The sequence below is a fragment of the Lacinutrix sp. Bg11-31 genome, assembly GCF_002831665.1.
Classification (GTDB): domain Bacteria; phylum Bacteroidota; class Bacteroidia; order Flavobacteriales; family Flavobacteriaceae; genus Lacinutrix.
The window spans coordinates 577,016-596,886 of the sequence record NZ_CP025118.1 but is presented as its reverse complement, the minus strand read 5'-3'; the positions used below and the strand labels follow the sequence as shown (position 1 = coordinate 596,886).

Annotated in this window: 22 protein-coding genes and 1 tRNA gene; 16 read left to right on the top strand and 7 right to left on the bottom strand. The window is 30.6% G+C overall.

The window, feature by feature from the left end; translation table 11 throughout:
- Positions 1–246: 246 nt before the first annotated feature.
- The 7 genes from CW733_RS02705 (at position 247) to CW733_RS02675 (ending at position 5,638) form a co-directional block, all read left to right on the top strand.
- Positions 247–798 carry a hypothetical protein gene (locus CW733_RS02705; RefSeq protein ID WP_100995444.1) on the top strand — a complete coding sequence of 184 codons (552 nt, stop codon included), beginning with the start codon at positions 247–249 and terminating at the stop codon, positions 796–798.
- 257 nt (positions 799–1,055) lie between these two features.
- A complete protein-coding gene (locus CW733_RS02700) occupies positions 1,056–1,955 on the top strand; it encodes a hypothetical protein (RefSeq protein WP_100995442.1) in 900 nt (299 codons plus the stop codon).
- 44 nt (positions 1,956–1,999) lie between these two features.
- Entirely contained in the window at positions 2,000–2,704 is a 705-nt protein-coding gene (locus tag CW733_RS02695; RefSeq protein WP_157811527.1) for a PH domain-containing protein, read from the top strand.
- Between the two features lie 49 nt (positions 2,705–2,753).
- Positions 2,754–3,350 carry a porin family protein gene (locus CW733_RS02690; protein ID WP_157811526.1) on the top strand — a complete coding sequence of 199 codons (597 nt, stop codon included), beginning with the start codon at positions 2,754–2,756 and terminating at the stop codon, positions 3,348–3,350.
- 568 nt (positions 3,351–3,918) lie between these two features.
- A complete protein-coding gene (locus CW733_RS02685) occupies positions 3,919–4,380 on the top strand; it encodes a mobile mystery protein A (protein WP_100995438.1) in 462 nt (153 codons plus the stop codon).
- Positions 4,371–4,967 (top strand): mobile mystery protein B, encoded by a 597-nt coding sequence (locus CW733_RS02680; protein WP_100995436.1) that lies wholly within the window; start codon positions 4,371–4,373, stop codon positions 4,965–4,967. Before CW733_RS02685 ends, CW733_RS02680 begins: the two co-directional genes overlap by 10 nt.
- Before the next feature lie 158 nt (positions 4,968–5,125).
- On the top strand, positions 5,126–5,638 hold the full coding sequence (locus CW733_RS02675; protein ID WP_100995434.1) for a hypothetical protein: 513 nt from the start codon (positions 5,126–5,128) through the stop codon (positions 5,636–5,638).
- Between the two features lie 149 nt (positions 5,639–5,787).
- On the opposite strand, the gene CW733_RS02670 is transcribed toward CW733_RS02675, so the two are convergent.
- The 4 genes from CW733_RS02670 to CW733_RS02655 form a co-directional block, all read right to left on the bottom strand.
- Positions 5,788–5,863, bottom strand: a tRNA-His gene (locus CW733_RS02670).
- Between the two features lie 96 nt (positions 5,864–5,959).
- The gene (bshB1, locus tag CW733_RS02665) at positions 5,960–6,676 is read right to left on the bottom strand and encodes a bacillithiol biosynthesis deacetylase BshB1 (RefSeq protein WP_100995432.1); all 717 of its coding nucleotides are present in this window, start codon (positions 6,674–6,676) and stop codon (positions 5,960–5,962) included.
- A gap of 90 nt (positions 6,677–6,766) precedes the next feature.
- Complete coding sequence (gene rlmF, locus CW733_RS02660) at positions 6,767–7,657, bottom strand: 23S rRNA (adenine(1618)-N(6))-methyltransferase RlmF (RefSeq protein WP_100995430.1); 891 nt, start codon at positions 7,655–7,657, stop codon at positions 6,767–6,769.
- A 4-nt stretch (positions 7,658–7,661) separates the two neighbouring features.
- Positions 7,662–8,810: a PLP-dependent aspartate aminotransferase family protein gene (locus CW733_RS02655; protein WP_100995428.1), complete on the bottom strand. Its 1,149-nt coding sequence runs from the start codon at positions 8,808–8,810 to the stop codon at positions 7,662–7,664.
- 142 nt (positions 8,811–8,952) lie between these two features.
- On the opposite strand from CW733_RS02655, the gene CW733_RS02650 reads away from it, so the two are divergent.
- Positions 8,953–9,324, top strand: a complete 372-nt coding sequence (locus tag CW733_RS02650; protein WP_100998629.1) for a hypothetical protein — start codon at positions 8,953–8,955, stop codon at positions 9,322–9,324.
- Between the two features lie 60 nt (positions 9,325–9,384).
- Here the strand turns inward: CW733_RS02650 and mscL are convergent, their stop codons facing one another.
- From mscL to CW733_RS02630, 3 genes are all read right to left on the bottom strand, one after another.
- Positions 9,385–9,840, bottom strand: coding sequence for a large conductance mechanosensitive channel protein MscL (gene mscL / locus CW733_RS02645; protein ID WP_100995426.1), 456 nt, complete (start codon positions 9,838–9,840; stop codon positions 9,385–9,387).
- Positions 9,841–10,200: 360 nt separating this feature from the next.
- On the bottom strand, positions 10,201–13,512 hold the full coding sequence (gene ccsA, locus CW733_RS02635) for a cytochrome c biogenesis protein CcsA (protein WP_100995422.1): 3,312 nt from the start codon (positions 13,510–13,512) through the stop codon (positions 10,201–10,203).
- A gap of 91 nt (positions 13,513–13,603) precedes the next feature.
- Positions 13,604–14,008 (bottom strand): group III truncated hemoglobin, encoded by a 405-nt coding sequence (locus CW733_RS02630; protein ID WP_100995420.1) that lies wholly within the window; start codon positions 14,006–14,008, stop codon positions 13,604–13,606.
- Between the two features lie 60 nt (positions 14,009–14,068).
- On the opposite strand from CW733_RS02630, the gene CW733_RS02625 reads away from it, so the two are divergent.
- The 8 genes from CW733_RS02625 (at position 14,069) to corA (ending at position 19,853) form a co-directional block, all read left to right on the top strand.
- The gene (locus tag CW733_RS02625; protein ID WP_100995418.1) at positions 14,069–14,830 is read left to right on the top strand and encodes a Rossmann-like and DUF2520 domain-containing protein; all 762 of its coding nucleotides are present in this window, start codon (positions 14,069–14,071) and stop codon (positions 14,828–14,830) included.
- Positions 14,817–15,347, top strand: a complete 531-nt coding sequence (locus tag CW733_RS02620) for an HAD family hydrolase (RefSeq protein ID WP_100995416.1) — start codon at positions 14,817–14,819, stop codon at positions 15,345–15,347. Before CW733_RS02625 ends, CW733_RS02620 begins: the two co-directional genes overlap by 14 nt.
- A 40-nt stretch (positions 15,348–15,387) precedes the next feature.
- Positions 15,388–15,549, top strand: a complete 162-nt coding sequence (locus CW733_RS16395; RefSeq protein WP_157811525.1) for a hypothetical protein — start codon at positions 15,388–15,390, stop codon at positions 15,547–15,549.
- A 204-nt stretch (positions 15,550–15,753) separates the two neighbouring features.
- Complete coding sequence (locus CW733_RS02615; RefSeq protein ID WP_100995414.1) at positions 15,754–16,662, top strand: geranylgeranylglycerol-phosphate geranylgeranyltransferase; 909 nt, start codon at positions 15,754–15,756, stop codon at positions 16,660–16,662.
- Between the two features lie 2 nt (positions 16,663–16,664).
- A complete protein-coding gene (locus CW733_RS02610) occupies positions 16,665–17,258 on the top strand; it encodes a Maf family nucleotide pyrophosphatase (protein ID WP_100995412.1) in 594 nt (197 codons plus the stop codon).
- Between the two features lie 26 nt (positions 17,259–17,284).
- Positions 17,285–18,199, top strand: coding sequence for a septum formation inhibitor Maf (locus CW733_RS02605; RefSeq protein WP_100995410.1), 915 nt, complete (start codon positions 17,285–17,287; stop codon positions 18,197–18,199).
- Between the two features lie 33 nt (positions 18,200–18,232).
- Positions 18,233–18,763 carry a mechanosensitive ion channel domain-containing protein gene (locus CW733_RS02600; protein WP_100995408.1) on the top strand — a complete coding sequence of 177 codons (531 nt, stop codon included), beginning with the start codon at positions 18,233–18,235 and terminating at the stop codon, positions 18,761–18,763.
- A 10-nt stretch (positions 18,764–18,773) separates the two neighbouring features.
- Positions 18,774–19,853: a magnesium/cobalt transporter CorA gene (corA, locus tag CW733_RS02595; RefSeq protein WP_100995406.1), complete on the top strand. Its 1,080-nt coding sequence runs from the start codon at positions 18,774–18,776 to the stop codon at positions 19,851–19,853.
- The last annotated feature ends 18 nt before the right edge of the window (positions 19,854–19,871 follow it).

The following is a 19,871-nucleotide window of genomic DNA, read 5'->3' as shown; positions in this document are numbered from 1 at the left end:
AATCTGTTTTATTTTTAGTTTTTTTCTTGCAATTGTGGATTCCCGTAAAATATATTAAATAGACCATTGTAACTTGGCTTTTGTTGAATAAAAATACGTAGTTGTACGTATTTTTTACTCGACAAATAAGAGCTAATTTCGTTGCATATATCTTTTAGGGTATAAATACTATATCCTCTTATATTTATGGGATATGAGGAATAAAGATTATTATATAACTAGTTAGGCACAATATAAAAACACACTATGGGAATATTTGACTTTTTGAAATCTAAACAAAAAACAGAAAATCAACCGACAAAAAATTCGGAATTGAAAAGCACAACGGAAACAAAAACTACAGTCGAGAAATCAACGCCAAAAACCGTGTTTGATTTATTCGAAATTGATTTTAAAGCAAGTCCGAATGAATCGTTTATAACTGGAAATACAGACATAAACGAATCTGGCGATGAAATCAGTAATTTCCGAAAAGACTTGAATCCGAAAGAGTGCGGACTTTTCGACACGCTTGAATTAAAAACTTTTGAAGGAAAAGCTAATAAAAACTTTATTTTCACGAATTTTAATTTTCAAAAATCTGATGTGAATAAAGTTCAGAAACTTGTTGACCAATTATATCTATTCTACGGACTTGACTCTATGAATAACGGAAAATTTAACAAAAATGACAATCTTGATTTTCAAGAAGATTATTGGTCAGGAAGAATGTGGACAGACGAAAAACATAAAAATCCAGCAATGATAAGTTATGACCCGGAGAGTGGATTAAGTCTAACAATTTGGCTGACAGAATAAATACTGTGCCTAACACCGTATAAAAATAATTGCGGTTTAGTGCTTAATCAAAGGTCGTTGCGTGTTTGTAACGTCTGATTTTCCTTCGGAAAATCCTCGCATACAAACCCGCAACTATTCTTATACATAAACGTTAGCACACATTAAAAACGAACATCGTGCAAAAATAGAACAGATACGGAAAACCGTAAGTTTCTTTTTAGCAGAAAAATTAAATTTGAAATTTCAAACAATAACCAAACGAAAACAGAAAAACTATGGCAGGAATTTTAGGATTATTAAGCTTTGCATTATTTGTTGCATTAATTGTTGGACTTGTAAAACCATCATTAATATTACGCTGGACAAATAAACCAACTCGATTAAAAGTTATTGGATATTGGTTTTTGAGTATTATTATTACAGGAATATTAGGAGTTATGTTTATTGACGATACAATAAATGCTAAAGCAGATATTGAAAGTGCAAATAAATTAATCGAACAAGGTAAATATTCAAGTGCAATTTCAGATTTAGAAAAAATAGAAAAAACTGACAGTTTATATAGTAAAGCCCAAATATTAATAAAAAGAGCTGACAGCTTAAACAACTTATCTGAAGAGGAAAAATTAATTGCAAAAAAAATACAAGAAGAAAATTCTAAAAAAGAGGAACTTGTAAAACAAAAAGAACAACTTGAAAGGGAAATTAAATCAATAGACGATGGAATCAAATTCGCTGACGGAAACTCAATTGAAGAGCTTCAAATGGATATTGTTGTATTCGCAACTTGGGCGAAAATCATTAAAGAAGCAGAGGAATCAGAACAGACTGAAATTCAAAATTTAGGAAAAAATCTAAAATCAAAAGTTTCGAGAATACAGGTTCGAGAGTTTCCAAATTTGAGAAAACAATATGCGAAAATTGTTGCGAAGAAAATGTGGGAAAACGATATTGAAGTTTCAGCTAATGGAACTGGAAAAAGATATATAAACTTTAGTGGTGGAGTTTTTGCTGCAAATAAAAACAAAAAAGAATTTCAAACCCAAGTTCAAGAAGTGCTGAATATGTTTAGATTTAATCAAGCAAGATATCGTTGGTACAAAGGAGAAAGCGAATATACTTATTATACAATGTACGAGGGAAAAGACTCTGAACCTGTAACATTTAACAACTAAACGATATGAGTAATTGTTCTGTATGTTCTGTAAAATTAAAATTTATGAATACACCAACATTTGGTGCTGGTAAATTAAATGACGGTAGTGTTATTTGCACTTCTTGCTACAAAAAAATTAATAAAATAAATCCAAGTATTGCGTTTAAATTAAAAAAACATTCACTAACTGATATACAAAATCTTCTTCAAGAAAAAGAAGAAACTGACAGTTCTATAAACGAAAAATTATACGAGATTAAAGCAGAAATTAAAAGTCTAAATTTAAGCAATGTTTCGACATTTTTTGGGAGAAAAGAAATCAACGAGTTACCACAAATTCTTGCGGAAAATGAAAAAATCGACCACATAATTCAAGGAACGTATAATAATGGAAATGGAATTTTAGTGTCTACTAATAGACGTTTAGTGTTCATTGACAAAGGAATGATTTACGGACTAAAAGTTGAGGATTTTCCTCTTGAAAAAATAAGTTCAATCCAATATGAAACTGGACTCATTTTAGGAAAAGTAAAAATTCACACATCTGGAAATATTGCTTCGATTGACAATGTTGAGAAAGCATCTTCAAGAATATTTGCGGAATTTGTTCGTAATAAATTATCAAAACCAAAAGAACCAATTGCACAAAATAGTCAAGAACCAAATGTTTTGGAACAAATAGAAAAACTTGGAAAATTAAAAGACAGCGGAATTTTGACAGAAGCGGAATTTAGTGAGCAAAAGGCGAAATTACTTGAGAAACTTTAAAATAATAACGTGTGCTAACACCGTATATAAAACATTAAAACCAAACTTTATGAAAAAAATTACTACAGGAATCCTATTTTTTATTGCTTTAATTTCACAAGCCCAAGAATTGAATTATGGAATAACATTAGGCGGAAATCTTTATGAGATATACGCTAATAGTGCTTTAAACCCATCGAATAGCACAATACGTAATGAAGCAGGAACAAAGAAATTTAAACTTTATGTAGGCGGATTTGCTGATTATGGGTTTACTAAAAATATTGGAGCAAAAGCACTAATAGCATTTAACCAAAAAACTTTAGCTGCTGGAGAAGTTGTTGATTTTAGTTTTTTAGATATAAGTCCAAGCTTAAAATATAGTTTTGGAGAAAATTACAATGATGGTTTTTATCTTCTTATTGGACCAAGATTTTCATTTTTACTTAATGCTGAATTTAATGGTGAAGATGTTAAGGATAACTTTGAGAATAGTAATATTGGATTTCAACTTGGAGCTGGAACTTCAATCTACGAATTTTTAGAATTAGAATTAAGGCTTGATTATGGATTAACTGCATTATATGATGTTCTAGGAAATGACAGAAAAATATTCGGTGGGATTTTAGCTCTTAATTTGAACTTAGAGAAACTGCTGAATAAATAACGTTTCGTTACACCGTATATAATTTATTGCTAGTTCTAGCCTACTTGCGAAAGTCCCAGAGCAAACTCATACTTTGCTTTTCAAAGTGAATTTAACTAACAAAATGGTAAATTAGATAAGTTTTGAGTTCTTTTTTAAAAATTTGAATAGATTTTTATTCGTGAGAATAGAAAGAATCAAAATTTTAGCAGAAAAATTTGTGAATTAGTGGCAAAAAACATCAAAAATAAAAGTATGAGTTTGCTCTGGCGAAAGTCACTCTACTTTCTTTGTTGGTCATTATTTACTAAATTAGGTGCTTGCAACACGCAACTAACCATACACAAAAACGTTATTCTAAAACACGTTATAGTTCTCCTCTTTTTCTAGTTAAAGATATTATATTACAAACTAAAGAAACATGTTGGCTTTAATTTAAATCTGAACCTTTTAGACAAACTTATTCATACATATGTGTATAATTATTTACACAAAAGAATACATATAAGTATTCTTTTTTTTGTTTATTCATACATATTTGTATACTTTTGTTTTAATTTACATACTTATATGTATAAAATATTGACAAATGAGAAACAAGAAAAAACTACTCATAGAACAATTAGACCAAAAACTGGCTCATTTTAAAGATGCAGGAATGGTCTTGGTCCCACAAAAAGGATGGGTAAATACTATTAGAACCACTCTTAATATGACAAGGGACCAATTAGGGACCAAACTTGACTTGACTAAAGGAGCTATTCAAAAAATCGAAGAACGTGAAGCTACAGGTCAGATAACCATCAATAAACTAAAGGATGTTGGCAATGCCTTGAATATGAAATTTATTTATGGTTTTATTCCTAAAGATGGGACCATCGAAAGTCTAATCAACTTAAAGGCTAAAAAACTGGCCCGAAAAATTGTTTTAAGGACCAATCAAAATATGAAATTAGAGGACCAAGGAATCAGTGAAGATAAAATTGAACATTCAATAAATGACTTGGCTAATGAAATAAAAAGGGAAATGAGAAAGTCATTATGGGATTAGATTTAAAATACGCAGATGGCCAAACACCTTTAGATGAAGACGAAAAAGAAGGTCTAAAATTAAAATCAATAACAACGCAAAAAGAACTCGATGAATTTGAACAGTTAAATATTGAAAAAGCTGTAGAATGGACTATTCGAGCTAATTTAAAACCTGAAAAAATATTGACTGAAAAGTTTATAAAAGATTTACACACAAAAATGTACGGCGATGTTTGGAAATGGGCAGGTGAATTTAGAAAGACTGACAAAAACATTGGAATAAAATGGACTCAAATCGGAATAGAACTGAAAAATCTAATTGATGACACTAAATATTGGTTAGAAAACAAGACTTATCCACCTAAAGAAATTGCTATTAGATTTAAACATAGAATCGTAGCAATTCACTGCTTTACCAATGGAAATGGTAGACACTCAAGAATGATGGCTGATATAATTATTGAATCTATTTTCGGAAAAGAAATTTTCAGCTGGCACAAGTCAAATATGGTTAGAGCAGATGAAACAAGAAAAGAGTATATCATAGCATTAAGAGAAGCTGACAATGGAAATATAAAACCATTAATAAAATTTGCAGAAAACTAAAAAACTTAAGCCGTGTATAATTAATTGCTTGGTACAAGTCTTCTTGGAAATTCCTACGGAATTTCCTCTGGGTCGTTCCATTTTTATTAAATTAGTTACTTAACCACGCAACTAACCATACACAAAAACGTTAGCAAAAATTAAAAAAAACAATCAATATGAACAAAATAATACTTACATCAATTAGCATAATTTTCGCTTGCAATTCAATTTTCGGACAAACAAACGAAGAAAAATACGCGAAAGATATAAAATCAGTAGATGCAATAATAAATGCATATTACGATGTTGTTTCAGGCTCAAGTAGTGAGCCTTGGGAATTTGAGAGAGATAAATATATTCATTCGGACAATGCTGTTATAACAAGGCTGGACGAAAATGGGAAAGCGGAATCACATACTCTTGAAGCGGAATATATACCAATCGGATTATCACCTAAAGCGAATTTTTACGAAAAGGAACTAAAACGAGTAGTTAACAAGTATGGAAATATTGCACAAGTTTGGAGCGCATTTGAAATACGAACTGACCCAAAAACTGAATCTAATATTAGAGGACTAAACAGCATTCAGCTACATTATGAAAATGGAAGATGGTTTATAGACAGTTGGACTTGTGAAATGGAATCTGAAAAGAACACTTTAGTAACTGAATTTTTGAATAAGGAATAAAATACTACTGCCAACATCCATATATAACAAATAGAAATAGACGAAATGCGCTTTCAAATTCTATCTAATATTTAATTACATCTTCTATAGCAAACACCAAATTATAGTAACAAAAAAAGCTTCTCTTTTCAGAGAAGCTTTTTGCTTTTGGGTGAAAGACGGGATTCGAACCCGCGACCCTCGGTACCACAAACCGATGCTCTAACCAACTGAGCTACAATCACCATTTATACGCATTTTATTAATGCGTGTGCAAATGTAAATTAATTCCTTTTTACTACAAAGACTTTTATTATAATTTTAATTAAAATTTTACTCTTTTTATTTTATGTCGAATAAGCTATCAACGGTTATATAACGTTCTACAGTAAAACCTTCGGCGTAATCTACTCCAACTAAGCGACCTAACTCTTTAGCTCTATAATTTACACTATCAATAAAGCTTTTACTTGTTATTGGAGTTTCTGGCTCATTACTTTTACTATTAAAAAATTGAGTTTGATAAGCATTAACAGATTTTTGCTTAATTTCCATAAAATTAGAAATATCTACTACAAAATCTGGTTCTATAGTCTTCCATTGTATGTAATGGTAAACGTGCTTTGGTCTCCATTTTTCTTGAATAACACCATCAAGCATTGTTTCAATTTTAATTAATCCGCTTAAAAAACAAGCATCACTTACTAGTTTGCTTCCTTTTCCATGATCAATATGTCTATCGTCAATAGCATTACAAAGCACAATCTCTGGTTGGTATTTTCTAAGCATTTTAATTACTTCTAATTGGTGCTGTTTATCATTAGTAAAAAAACCATCCGCAAAACCTAAGTTTTCTCTAATAGACAAGCCTAAAATCTCAGCTGCATTTGCAGCTTCTGCTTTTCTAGTTTCTTCTGTACCTCTAGTACCAAGTTCGCCTTTTGTTAAATCTATTACGCCTACTTTTTTACCTTCGGCAATTGCTTTTGCTATTGTTCCTCCTGCTCCTAGTTCTATATCGTCTGGATGTGCTCCAAAGGCAAGTATATCTAATTTCATTGAAAACTTGTTTTTTATTCCCATGAAATTGGGAATCTTATTATATGTTTTTTAAGCGCGTCAGGCTTTATTGGCCTTTCAATATATTTGTTATTTATTCCAATCTTGTTGTTGCTTTTCCGTTAAAAACGTCCAAGCTACTACTCTACTTTTCTTATTACCTTGGCTCATTTCTATTACTTTAACTGTAGTTGCACCTAATTTTGCTAAAGACTTCTTCATCGACTTAATATTGTCTTTATTAGAAACTAAACTAGTGTACCAAAAGCATTGTGTTTTAAATAATGAACTTTCATAAAGGTACGTGTGTAAAAATGCTTTTTCACCACCTTTAAAACATAACTCGTGAGCTTGACCTGCAAAATTTCTTGTTACAGAGTCTGTAAGTTTACCTAAACCTTTTAATTTACGTGTAGTTGCTTCAAAAGCTTCAGCTTCGTCTTTATAGAATGGTGGATTACAAATGGATGCCGAAAAGGTATCTGTAGCTGTTATAACACCTTGAAAAACACTTTCAGTATTGGGCTGATGCTTTAACTGAATCTCTTTTTTAAGCTTGTTCTTAATAATTATTTTTTCGGCGTAAGCGATAGACTTTTTATTACAATCTGTACCAACAAATTTCCAGTTATACTCTGCATTACCAAGTAAAGGATAAATACAAGATGCTCCTGTACCAATATCTAAAACTGTAATGTTTTTGTTTAATTTTGAAGCTTTTAAAAGCGCTGCTATATGATGTATGTAATCTACACGACCAGGAATTGGAGGACATAAATTAGTTTCTGGAAATTGCCAAAAATCTATGCCGTAATGTGCTTTTAACAAGGCTGTATTTAAGGCTTTTACAGCTTTAGCATCTGCAAAATCTATGGTTTGTTTTTCGTATTTATTAACGAAAACGTGTGGTATTAATTCTGGAAAAACCTCAGTTAGTTTTTCGAAATTATAATCTTCTTTGTGTTTGTTTTTTTTATGCAAAATTTTATAATGTATTTATTGCTTGTTGAATATCGTTTTTTAAATCCTTTACAGATTCTATACCTACAGAAAATCTAATTAAACCATCACTTATTCCTACCGCATCTCGTTCTTCTTGACTTAGCAAGAAATGAGATGTTTGGGCTGGACTTAAAACTGTACTTTCTACACCTGCTAAGCTCAGCGAAGCTTTTATTAATTTTAATGCTTTTTGAAATTTATCTGAATCTAAACCATCTACTAATTCAAAAGATAACATCGCTCCAAAACCATGCATTTGCGCTTTAGCTAATTCATGTTCTGGATGGCTTTTTAAACCTGGATAATAGACTTTTTTAACGGCATCGTTTTTCTCTAACCACTTAGCCATTTTACCAGCGTTTTTGGTTTGTCTTTTAACACGAAGTCCCATAGTTTTCATGCTACGCTCTAACATCCAAACTGTAAAATCGCTTAAACTGCCTCCAAGGTTTTTAGAAACATTCCAAATTCTATCCATATGTTCCTTAGAGCCTGTAACTGCTCCTGCACAAATATCACTATGTCCTCCAAAATACTTGGTTGCAGAGTGCATAATTAAATCTACACCAAAGTCTCCTGGTGTTTGGTTTATAGGACTAGCAAACGTGTTATCTATACTTGTAATTATATTGTTAGCTTTTCCTAAATTTGCTACAGCTTTAATATCTGTAATGGTTAACAAAGGATTAGAAGGTGTTTCTATATGAATTAATTTTGTATTAGGTTTTATAGCTGCTTCAAAATCTTCTACTTTATAACCGTCTGTAAACGTAAAATCTATATTAAATTTAGGAAACTCCTCACGTATAAAGTTACTTGTTCCTCCATATAATGTATTTTGGACTACAATATGGTCGCCAGATTTTAAAAACGCTAAAAACATATGACTTATAGCTGCCATACCAGAACCAAATATCATTGCAGTTTCCTTGCGTTCTAATGCCGCGATTTTCTTGGATAAATGTTCTTGATTTGGCGTATTAAAATAGCGTGGATAGCGCTTAACGTCTACATCCATATACTCGTAAGAGCTTGATAAATAAATTGGAGACACTGCGCCTTTAAATTGTTCATCTTTAATTTCGCCTACATGCGCACAAATGGTATTTAAACCAAAATTATTTTTACTCATATCGTAAAGATAGTAATTGTTACATTTAAGTTTAAGTACTTATCTATAAACAATATCATTATTCTTAAAATCTGTTAAAAACCCATGGTTTAACAAGGCATTAACGCAAAATCAAAGCATGTGTTTGTATATTGGAAGTATTATGATACAGATAGAAAAAAAAGATAACGCAGCATTTTTTAAAGAATCGGTTAATTATTTAGAGAACTTAGGGTTCGAAAATATTAAAGCTGATGTGGAAGGTTACGAAACTCCAAAGTCTTACATTAAACAAGATGGAGATGTTAAAATTACACCAGATATAACGGCAACTAAGAGTGCTAGAAAATACTATTTTGAAATTGGTTTAAAAAGCGACAAACCACGTTTATTAAAATCTAAATGGCGGTTTATAGATGTATTAAGTAGAATGAACGATCATAGATTTAGAATTATAACAACAAAAGGGCATTATAAATTTACAAATGATGTTCTAAACGATTTAAATTTGCATAAAACACTAATTAAATTATAAACTTTATATAATTGATTAGATAAAAGCAGCAAATGATATTAAATATCATTTGCTGTTTTTTTATGCATTTTTAGACTGAGCTTTAAGCAGTTTATTCTGCTCTGCCATTAGCTCATTTAAATCTGTAAGTAATTGAATATCTTTTGGTGTTTTTACTGTTTTATCTTTAGTGTCATTAGATTTGTCTCGTAACCTATTCATCCCTTTTACAACAAGAAATACAGTAATACCAATAATAATAAAATCCATAAAAGCCTCTGCTAAAGCACCATATTGTATAACAACGTCATCTGCAATTACTTTTCCTGCTTCATCAAAAGTTCCTTCTCGAAGGATAATTTTTTTATCTTGAAGATTAATACCATCTGTCATTAAAGACAATGGTGGCATTAGCACCTTTTTTACTAGAACATCAATAACTTTATTAAAGGATGCTCCAATAATAATACCTATTGCCATATCCATCATATTACCTTTTACGGCAAATTCTTTAAACTCTTTAAAAAACACAGTCATTGAAATTGTATTTACTACTATTTAGTCTTTAAATGTTTTGTTGTAATTTCTAATTATTGTAATAGTCCAAAAAACAATACAAACAGATACAAAAATTGAAAAGTATAGAATAAAACTATTTGGATCCATTGTCTATCAGTTTTAAAAATATCATTATTCCAATAATTGTTGGAGCCCATAGCCCAAGAAAAATGCCATGAAGTTGATACCCTGTTAAAAACAAATACTCTGCAAATACTATTATACATAAACACAAAAGGAGTATTAATGCATTGTGTATACCTATTTTTTTAATATAACTCATTAATATAATTATTTATTAAATCTAAGATAATAAATAATAATTAAATTTTAACTTCATTATTTTTTATAGTATTTTGAATACATTCTATAAGACGTTACAGCAAGTAAACTAACAATACCAACTGCTACAGCAATATATTTATAACTTAAATCCTGTCCAGATTGGTAAGAATGTAATCCAGATAGATAGAAGTTAACACCAAAATAAGTGAAGATTATAAATGCAAATGCTACTATAGACATTAAGTTAAAAAACCATCTGCCACGCAAACCAGGTACTAAACGTGCATGTATTACAAAGGCATAAACCATTATACTAATAAGCGCCCAAGTTTCTTTCGGGTCCCAGCCCCAATAACGTCCCCAACTTTCGTTAGCCCACATACCACCAAGAAAATTACCTATGGTTAACATAACTAAACCAACAGTTAAAGACATTTCGTTAACAATGGTAAGCTCCTTTATGTTTAAGAGCATCTTTTCTTTATTCTCTTTATTTGTTAATAGCATTAATATTAATACTGTTGCTCCTAAAATCATGGACAGCGTAAATGGTCCATAACTTGCAACAATTACCGCAACATGTATCATTAACCAATAACTATCTAAAACTGGTGGTAGATTTGCAATTGCTGGATCCATCCAACTTAAATGAGCAACCATTAATAACATCGAGGTTACAAACGCTCCAGCAGCTGTTGTTAAATTAGAACTGTGTTTTCCTGCTATTAAACTAGAATAAACGGTAAGCAGATTTCTATTAGATGTACTAGAAAGCATTAATCCAAAAAGCATTGTTGCCCAAGCAACATAAATCATAGATTCGTAGCCATCACTCCAAGGTGCATGACCAGAAATATACCAACGTAAAATTAGACCTATTGTATGCGCTAGAAATGAGAATAGAATTAATACCTTAAATACTACTATTAGTTTATCAAGAAACTTGCTTTTATCTTTAAATATTTGAACAATTAATAATACAAACAGTATTCCTCCAAACAACATGTAAGCATAATGCAGGTTCTTAAAGATATCGTACTTATTGTATAAAATTTCTGTGTTAATTTTCTTCTCGCTAAGCATAACTTCACCTCCTAGCTTTACTTGATTTCTTTTAAAAGCTTCTAAAATCTTATCAGCTTCAGAAAAATCTCCAGATTGTTTTGCATTATTTAAACGGTACAAATAGAGATTAAAACTCTGGTTTACAAAGCTTTGATAAATAGTGTCTTTTATTTTCTCTTTGTAGTGCTCCTTTCTGTATTCGTTTGCAGAAATCCACTTATTATTAACTTCTTCTGGAATAGGAAATATTTTAAGCGAATTACCTTGTACTGTATTATGAAGTAAATTAACACGTTGATCTGCTTCTATAAATTCTTTTTGGTAACCGTTTGGCGCTAATGCCTTGTATGCATCTTCTAAATAAGGTGCTAATTTGTAATCTCCATTACTAGTAAAAAAATGACCTAATGTTGCATAGCCAACAGACTTTTCTATGCCAATAATACTTCTTATAGAATCGTCTTTTTTAGATTTTAAATAAATAATTGGCACATTGTACCAAAATGCAGGACTCTCTTGTACCGAAAGAAAAATTTGATCTGCAGTAAAACCTTCGTAGCTATCACTTTTACTTAATTTTCTTAAAAATTCTGATGCATAAGTATTAACAGGCATCATACGCCCTCCAACATCTTGTATCACCAAACGTCCAAACTTATCGGCTTGTTCTTTTGGTACCATATTAGCATTTAAAATAGAATCTACTGCTGCTTTATTTTGTTCGTATGTGTATTCGTCATGTTGTACAACGTTAGCCTTAGTTTGAACTTCTTGAACTGTTGCGTGTTGAGAATGATCGTGTCCATCGTCTGCAGAGTGTTGTTCTTGTGCAAAACCTGTTAAAGTAAAACAAACTAATAGAATAGAAATGATCTCAGATTTTTTATCTTTTACTTTATCAAGTGCGCGTTTTAAATCGGCAAAACGTGTTTTTTTATCAAACAGAATAGCCATCATACCAAAATAGAGTAACATATAACCAAAATAAGTAACCCAAGTTCCCCAACGATCATGATTTACAGATAGTCTGGTTAGTGTTTCGTTATTATCGAAACCAGCTTGAAAGAAACGGTATCCTCTGTGATCGAGAACGTTATTCATGAAAATTTTATAATCAAAATCACCTTCTTCTGCATCATTTACTGTAATAGCACTTGAAAACGCCGAATAGCTATTTTTAGTTCCAGGATATTTATCTGCAACAAAATCATTAAGTTTTATACTAAATGGTAATTCTAAAAGTTTAGCTCCAAATCTAAAATCTAAATCTAAACCTCCTATTTCTAATCTTTCCCATTGGTTAGTAGTACCCATTCCACCAAGTAGCTTCACTTGTTTAGTTTCACCATTTGCAGAGACGTTTAATACAATACCATCTTCATCACTTTTTAATAATTTAGATTTTTTTACAATATCAAAAGTTCCTTTTATTACTGGTTTTGGAAACACCATTTGCATTTTCCCTATAACATATCTAGAACGTAACATTAATGGTTGGATGCTGTCTTTAACCAATTTACCTTCAGACATTGTTGCCATTTGTAAATATTCACCTTCAAAAGGAGAATCTATAGTTATTCCATTTTCACCATCAACAATATTAATGGCTCCTTTTTTAGGATTATTTAAAGTAAAAATAATGTTATGAATTAATTGATCTTCACCAGACTTTAAATAGTGATTGTGTGGTGCTCCATTTCCTGCTTCTACTATTTTTAAATATTCTTCGCCATTTTCATTAGGGATAATATCTTTTTCGGCATTAGAAACAAATTTGTCTAAAGACACCGAAACTGGTGTAGTATCATAAGTTGTACTAAATTCTAATGAGTTGTTTAGTCTTTCAGAGAAATCGACTTCCTTTTCAATACGTAAGCGTTGTGCTACATCATTAATTTTATAATCTCCGTTTACTAATACTTGAACGTATGTTTTTTGAGACAAAAAAGTGTTTTCAGTTTCACCTTCTTGAATTGGCATCATGCCTTCATATCCAATATAACGTGTAATAAAGGCTCCTAAAAGAATAAAAATGAATGCTAAATGCAACGTTAATGTTGCCCATTTTGCTTTTTTATATAAACGGAACCTAAAAATGTTTCCAACAAAATTAATGACGAAAAACACCATAATACCTTCAAACCACCAGGTATTATAAATTAAAGATCTAGAATAAGGTGTTGGCGACGTTTCTTGTCCTGCATCCATAAAAGTACCAGCAATCATGGCAGCAGCAAAAAGAATAAATAAAGTGGCTGTTAAACGAGTAGAAAAAAGGATTTTCGTGAGTTTATTTTGCATCATATCAAGGCTCTGTTTAGCTCGTGCAAATATAATCCTTTTTGTTTGTTTTAGTTAACTGATAAATGAAGAAATACTGTTAAAATTACAATTATTTATTAGCACGTGCTTCAAATATTTTTAAGTACATAAATGAACCCATTTTTCGAGCACGACGTTTAGCATTATCTGCTACTTCACCAAGAAACAATTCGTCTATGGTTTGCATCCAATAATTTAACCAAATCCCAAAATGAAGTTCTGTAATACTATTATTATTCTCCTTATCTACTTTTGCGTGTACTTCTAGAGGATTTCCTATGTATTTATGCTCTAGTTTTCTAGAAAAAAACAAGCTAGATTCCCAAAAAGTGGTTAAATGATTTAGGTGTTTATCCCAATCCGTAATGGCATTATTAAAAATTGGACCTAAAGTCTCATCTTTTCTTATTTTAATATAAAATGAATCTACTAATAACGCTAGATCTTCACGAGTATTTATATCTTTTTTCTCCATTGTTTACAAAGATACTATTATCATCTTTTTTATAAGCATTTGGTTACTTATTTTTGCCTAATGATTTCAGTAGTACTTTTAGGCGCAGGAAATGTAGCCACTCACCTATTTAAAGCTTTTTATGCTTCGGAAGAAGTTGAAATAAAACAATGGTATAATCGTAGTTTAAAGACGATTGACAAGTATAAAAACAAGGTTAAAGTTACCGATGATTTATCGTCGTTAGTTGAAGCTGATGTTTATATTCTTGCAGTTAGCGATGATGCAATAGAAGATTTATCGAAGCAATTACCTTTTGAAGACAGATTAGTTGTCCATACATCTGGTAGCACAAGTTTGTATGCTGTAGATATGAAACAAAAACGAGGTGTTTTTTACCCTTTACAAACGTTTTCTAAAGCTGCAGATCTTGATTTTACAGATGTTCCTATTTGTATTGAAGCCTTAAAGAAAGTCGATTTACCAATTCTTAAAAAGTTAGCCGAAGCTATTGGTAGCAAAAGCCACAAGGTAAATAGCGACCAACGTCAAGCTTTACATTTGGCAGCCGTTTTTGTAAATAACTTTACAAATCAATTATATAGAATTGCTCACGAAGTTACAGAAATGAATGGTGCAGAATTCGATATTTTAAAACCATTAATAAAAGAGACCGCTAATAAAATAGAATCTCTTTCTCCTTATCTCGCGCAAACTGGACCAGCAATGCGTGACGATAAGAAAACAATAAAAAGACATTTAAAACAACTAGAAAACGAGCAACACAAAGCCGTTTACGAGTTGTTAACCAAATCTATAAAAAAGACACATGGCAAACGATAAGAGTTATAAAGAATATTTAGTAAACATCAACACTTTTATTTTTGATGTTGATGGCGTTTTAACAGATGGTTCGCTAACTATTACTTCTACAGGAGATATGTTAAGAACCATGAATGTTAAAGATGGTTATGCGCTTAAACAAGCGTTAAACAAAGGTTATAACGTTTGTATTATTTCTGGAGGTACTAACGAAGGTGTTAGAAAACGCTTAGAAAACTTAGGCTTTACAGATGTTTTTTTAGGAGCACACGATAAATTAGTGCCTTTTAAAAAATACCTAACCAATAAAAATATAAAACAAGAAAACGTGTTATATATGGGAGACGATATTCCAGATATTCCTGTTATGAGATTAGTAGGTTTAGCTACTTGCCCTCAAGATGCTGTACAGGAAGTGAAGCAAATTTCAAAATATATTTCGCATAAAAAAGGAGGAAAAGGCTGTGTTCGCGATGTTATTGAACAAGTTTTAAAGGTGAAAAATGATTGGAATACTTATTTTGATGCCTCGATTTAATACATGGTAGCATGCTCTCATTCTAAAAACAGTAATTAATTTGAGCAGACCTAAAAGAAGACATAAAACAGGTTTTAGTTACATTGGAGCTGGAAATAACAAATCGGTTTTTAATAGAAAACCTAATAAGGCGTTTTCTAAAGCTAAAGAAAAACTAAATAGCTCTAGTATTAAAGGTTACAAATTAGAGTTTACAAATTAGAGTTTACAAATTAGAGTTTACAAATTAGAGTTTACAAATTGTAAATTAACTGAAGCTGAAAGAGAGCACATTAAAAATGATATTCGTTCTAAAAGCAAACGAAAAAACAGACTAACATTATTACTTTCAATTTTAATAATGATTCCTATAATTCTTGTAATTATAGCTTTAATTGAAGGTGTATTATCAAAACATAGATAAACTTTGAATTTACTAAACTTAATCCGCTGGAAAAATTTATTAATGATTGCTGTTGTGCAACTATTAATTAAATATGCATTATTTCCTACTTTTATAATAGACACAACCTTAAGTCCTTTAAATTTCTTTTTATTAATAATTGCAACTGTTTCTATTGCTGCAGGTGGTTATATTATTAACGATATTTATGATATTGAAACTGATACTATAAACAAGCCTAACAAAATAATTATAGGTAAAAAAATAACAGAAAGTACTGCAAATAAATTATACATACTATTCACTTTTATTGGTGTTTGTTTAGGTTTTTATTTATCTCATAAAGTAGGTAAGCCTCCATTTTTTGGGCTATTTGTTATTATTGCAGCAGCGCTTTATGTGTATGCATCATATTTAAAACAAATTGCCATTGCTGGTAATATTATAGTGTCAATATTAGTGGCACTTAGTTTACTAATTGTTGGTATTTTCGAACTTATACCTGCAATGACTATTCAAAACGAAACTGTACAGTCTACAATGCTTGAGATATTAACCGATTTTGCTGTTTTTGCTTTTTTAATCAATTTTATACGCGAAATAGTAAAGGATATTCAAGATGTAGATGGAGACCATAAAGCAGGTATGCAAACCTTACCTATTCTATTTGGTAAAACGCGAACTTCTAAAGTAACAATGGTCTTAACCTTAATTACCATTGCTATAATTTTATACTATATAACAACATTCTTATACATGCATGTAGGAGCAATAGCCTATTTTCTAATTGCTGTTATTGGTCCATTAATTTACATTTCTATTAAAATGTTTACCGCAGAAAATAATGCACAATTTAAACACATTAGCTTAATGCTTAAAATAGTAATGATAACAGGAATGCTATCTATGGTGCTTTACAGATTAATTTTTTAATTATGCTAAACGAAAAACTTAAGAATCGACATATTATTCTAGCCTCAGGATCTCCTAGGCGTCAGGAATTTTTCAAAAATTTAGGTTTAGATTTTGAAATAAGACTTAAAAATATTGAAGAAATCTATCCTCCAGAATTAACACATTCTCAAATTAGTGATTACTTAGCCGAACTAAAATCTCTACCATTTATTGAAGAACTAAAAGATAAAGATATCTTAGTAACAAGCGACACTATAGTTTGGCACAAAGACATTGCTTTAGGCAAACCAAAAGATAATGATGAAGCATTTGCTATGCTAAAATCTTTAAGCGATGCTACTCACGAAGTTATCACTTCAATTTGCATACGTACTAAATCCTATAAAAAAACGGTTAACGCTGTAACAAAGGTTACTTTTAAGGCATTTACAGACAACGAGCTTTGGTATTACATAAATACGTGTTCACCTTTAGATAAAGCTGGTGCTTATGGTATTCAAGAATGGATTGGACAAATTGGTGTTGTTAGCATGGAAGGTTCTTATTTTAACGTTATGGGCTTACCAACACACTTACTTTACAAAATGTTAAATACTATTGCCGACGATTATTAGTAATATAATTTTGCAAAAAAAACATTATGAAAACAAAATATAAAATCCTTGGTTGTTTAATTATCGGTTTCTTTTCTATTGTTATGTCTTGTACCAATAAAGAATCTAAAGACATAGCACTTTCTACTGCAAAAACTGAAAACAAAACAACTTCTACAACGAAAGCGTTTCAGCCTAATAAAGATTTTAATGCATATTGGTATACTGGAGAAGCAGAAATTTCGTCTTATAATTTAGAGCAATCACGTTATGGAGAAACAAGAAATGGAACTGCTGTTTTAATATATGTAACAGAACCTTTTTTAGAAAAAAAACAAGTTAAAGCAGATAACAATAATGCTTCAAACATTAGTGTTTTAAAACTAAATAGAACTAAGAATTTTACTACTGGTATCTATCCTTATTCTATTATGCAGAGTACATTTTATCCTATTGCAAATAACCAACATGCAATAAAAGTAAGTTGTTCTATTCAAGAATGGTGTGGTCATGTTTACACACAACTAAATAACCGCGAACAGTTTGAAATAGACTCTCACTCCTACTTTGAAAACCAAGCAGACAGCAATTTTAATTTAGATAAAAACGTTTTAGAAAACGAGCTTTGGACACAATTACGTATTGACCCAAAAAGTCTACCAACAGGAACAGTTAAAATTATTCCATCTTTAGAATTTATTCGTTTAAAACATGATCCTTTAAAAGCATACGAAGTTTCTGCTACTTTAAATACAGGAAGCTATATACTTAATTACCTAAGCTTAAAGCGTAAACTTACCATTAATTTTAACCCAGAGTTTCCTTACGAAATACTAAATTGGGAAGAAAACATTAATGGTGCAATTACTAAAGCAACTAGATTAAAAACAATAAAATCTGCTTACTGGAATAAAAAAAGCAAGAAGGACGAAGCGTTAAGAGAAACACTTTTATTACAATAAAACAGTATTCTATTGTTATCTAAAACTTATTAAATGTTTTTACAAAAATTTGAATCAGAGCTTATAAACACAGCGATTGTGTTAACGATATTCTTTTTTATTAGAGTAATAGGAAAGATTGCAATTAAAAAAATTGGAAAAAAGAGCGCTATAAACGAAGCAAGAACTCGATTGATTTCTAGGTATTTTACTTTTACTTTATTAACCATATTATTATTTATTGAAGCTTTTATTTTTGGTGCAGAAACAGACGATATATCACTAGTATTCTCTTCTGTTTTTGCAGTATTAGGTGTTGGTTTATTTGCCATTTGGTCTATATTAAGTAATGTCACTTCTGGTGTAATTATGTTTTTTTCCTTTCCATATAAAGTAGGAGATAAAATAAAAATCCATGATAAAGATTTTCCTATTGAAGCTGTAATAGAAGACATTCGTGCTTTCCAATTACATCTTAGAATGGATAATGGAGACTTAGTAACTTATCCTAATAATTTAATTCTTCAAAAAGCAGTAACTTTACTTGAGAAAGATGCCATTGAAGATTTTGGCGACTTCCATTAACAATTAAACTATGGCTAAAAGAAAACCGAAAAAACGCACACAGGATTATAAGAAACAGGTTGGTCAAGTTCCTGGCACTTTAATATATACAGGTACCAAAGAAGCATCTCATTTATTTATAGAATCTTTTGATTATAATGTTGACACTTTCGTAGAAAAAGAATTAAAAACAGTAGAAGAAGCGTTTCAATTTAAAGCTTCGAATACTGTTACTTGGATAAACCTAAATGGGCTAAACCAAATAGCAGAGATTGAAAAACTTGGAACACATTATAATTTACATCCTCTAGTATTAGAAGATATTGTAAGTACAAATCAACGTCCAAAAATTGATGAATATGAAGACTATATATTTATCGTTTTAAAAATGATGTATTATGATGTCGATGAGAATATTGTATCTGAACAAGTTAGTTTTATTTTAGGCGAAAACTATGTGCTTTCTTTACAAGAAGCAGAAGGTGATGTGTTCGACTCTCTTCGTGAACGTATTCGCCAAGCAAAAGGTCGAATTAGAGGCTTAGGTTCAGATTACTTGCTCTACGCTTTAATAGATTCTGTAGTCGACCATTACTACGCGATTATTGAAACTATGGGTAATAAAATTGAAGATCTTGAGGATAATTTATTCGAAGGCTTAACCAAAGATGAAATTAGCTCAGAAATTCAAGGCCTTAAACGTGAGGTTTTAAAAGTTAGACGTGCTATTTTTCCACTTCGTGAAATTATAAATCGTATCGATAAAAGTGATAGCAAACTTATAAACGAAAAAACATTACACTATTTTGGTGATGTTTACGACCATATTATCCAGGTGTCTGATACTATAGATATTTACCGAGAAATGATTTGGGGATTAATGGACATGTACATGACAACCATTAGCAACCGCATGAACGAAGTCATGAAAGTATTAACTATTATTGCTACCATATTTATACCATTAACATTTATTGCAGGTATTTACGGGATGAATTTTGATAACATTCCAGAACTACATTACAAGTACAGTTATCAAGTTTTATGGATTGTTATGATTGTTATATTCTTAGGTATGTTGTATTACTTTAAGAGGAAGAAATGGTTGTAAAAAACATATTAAAATAAA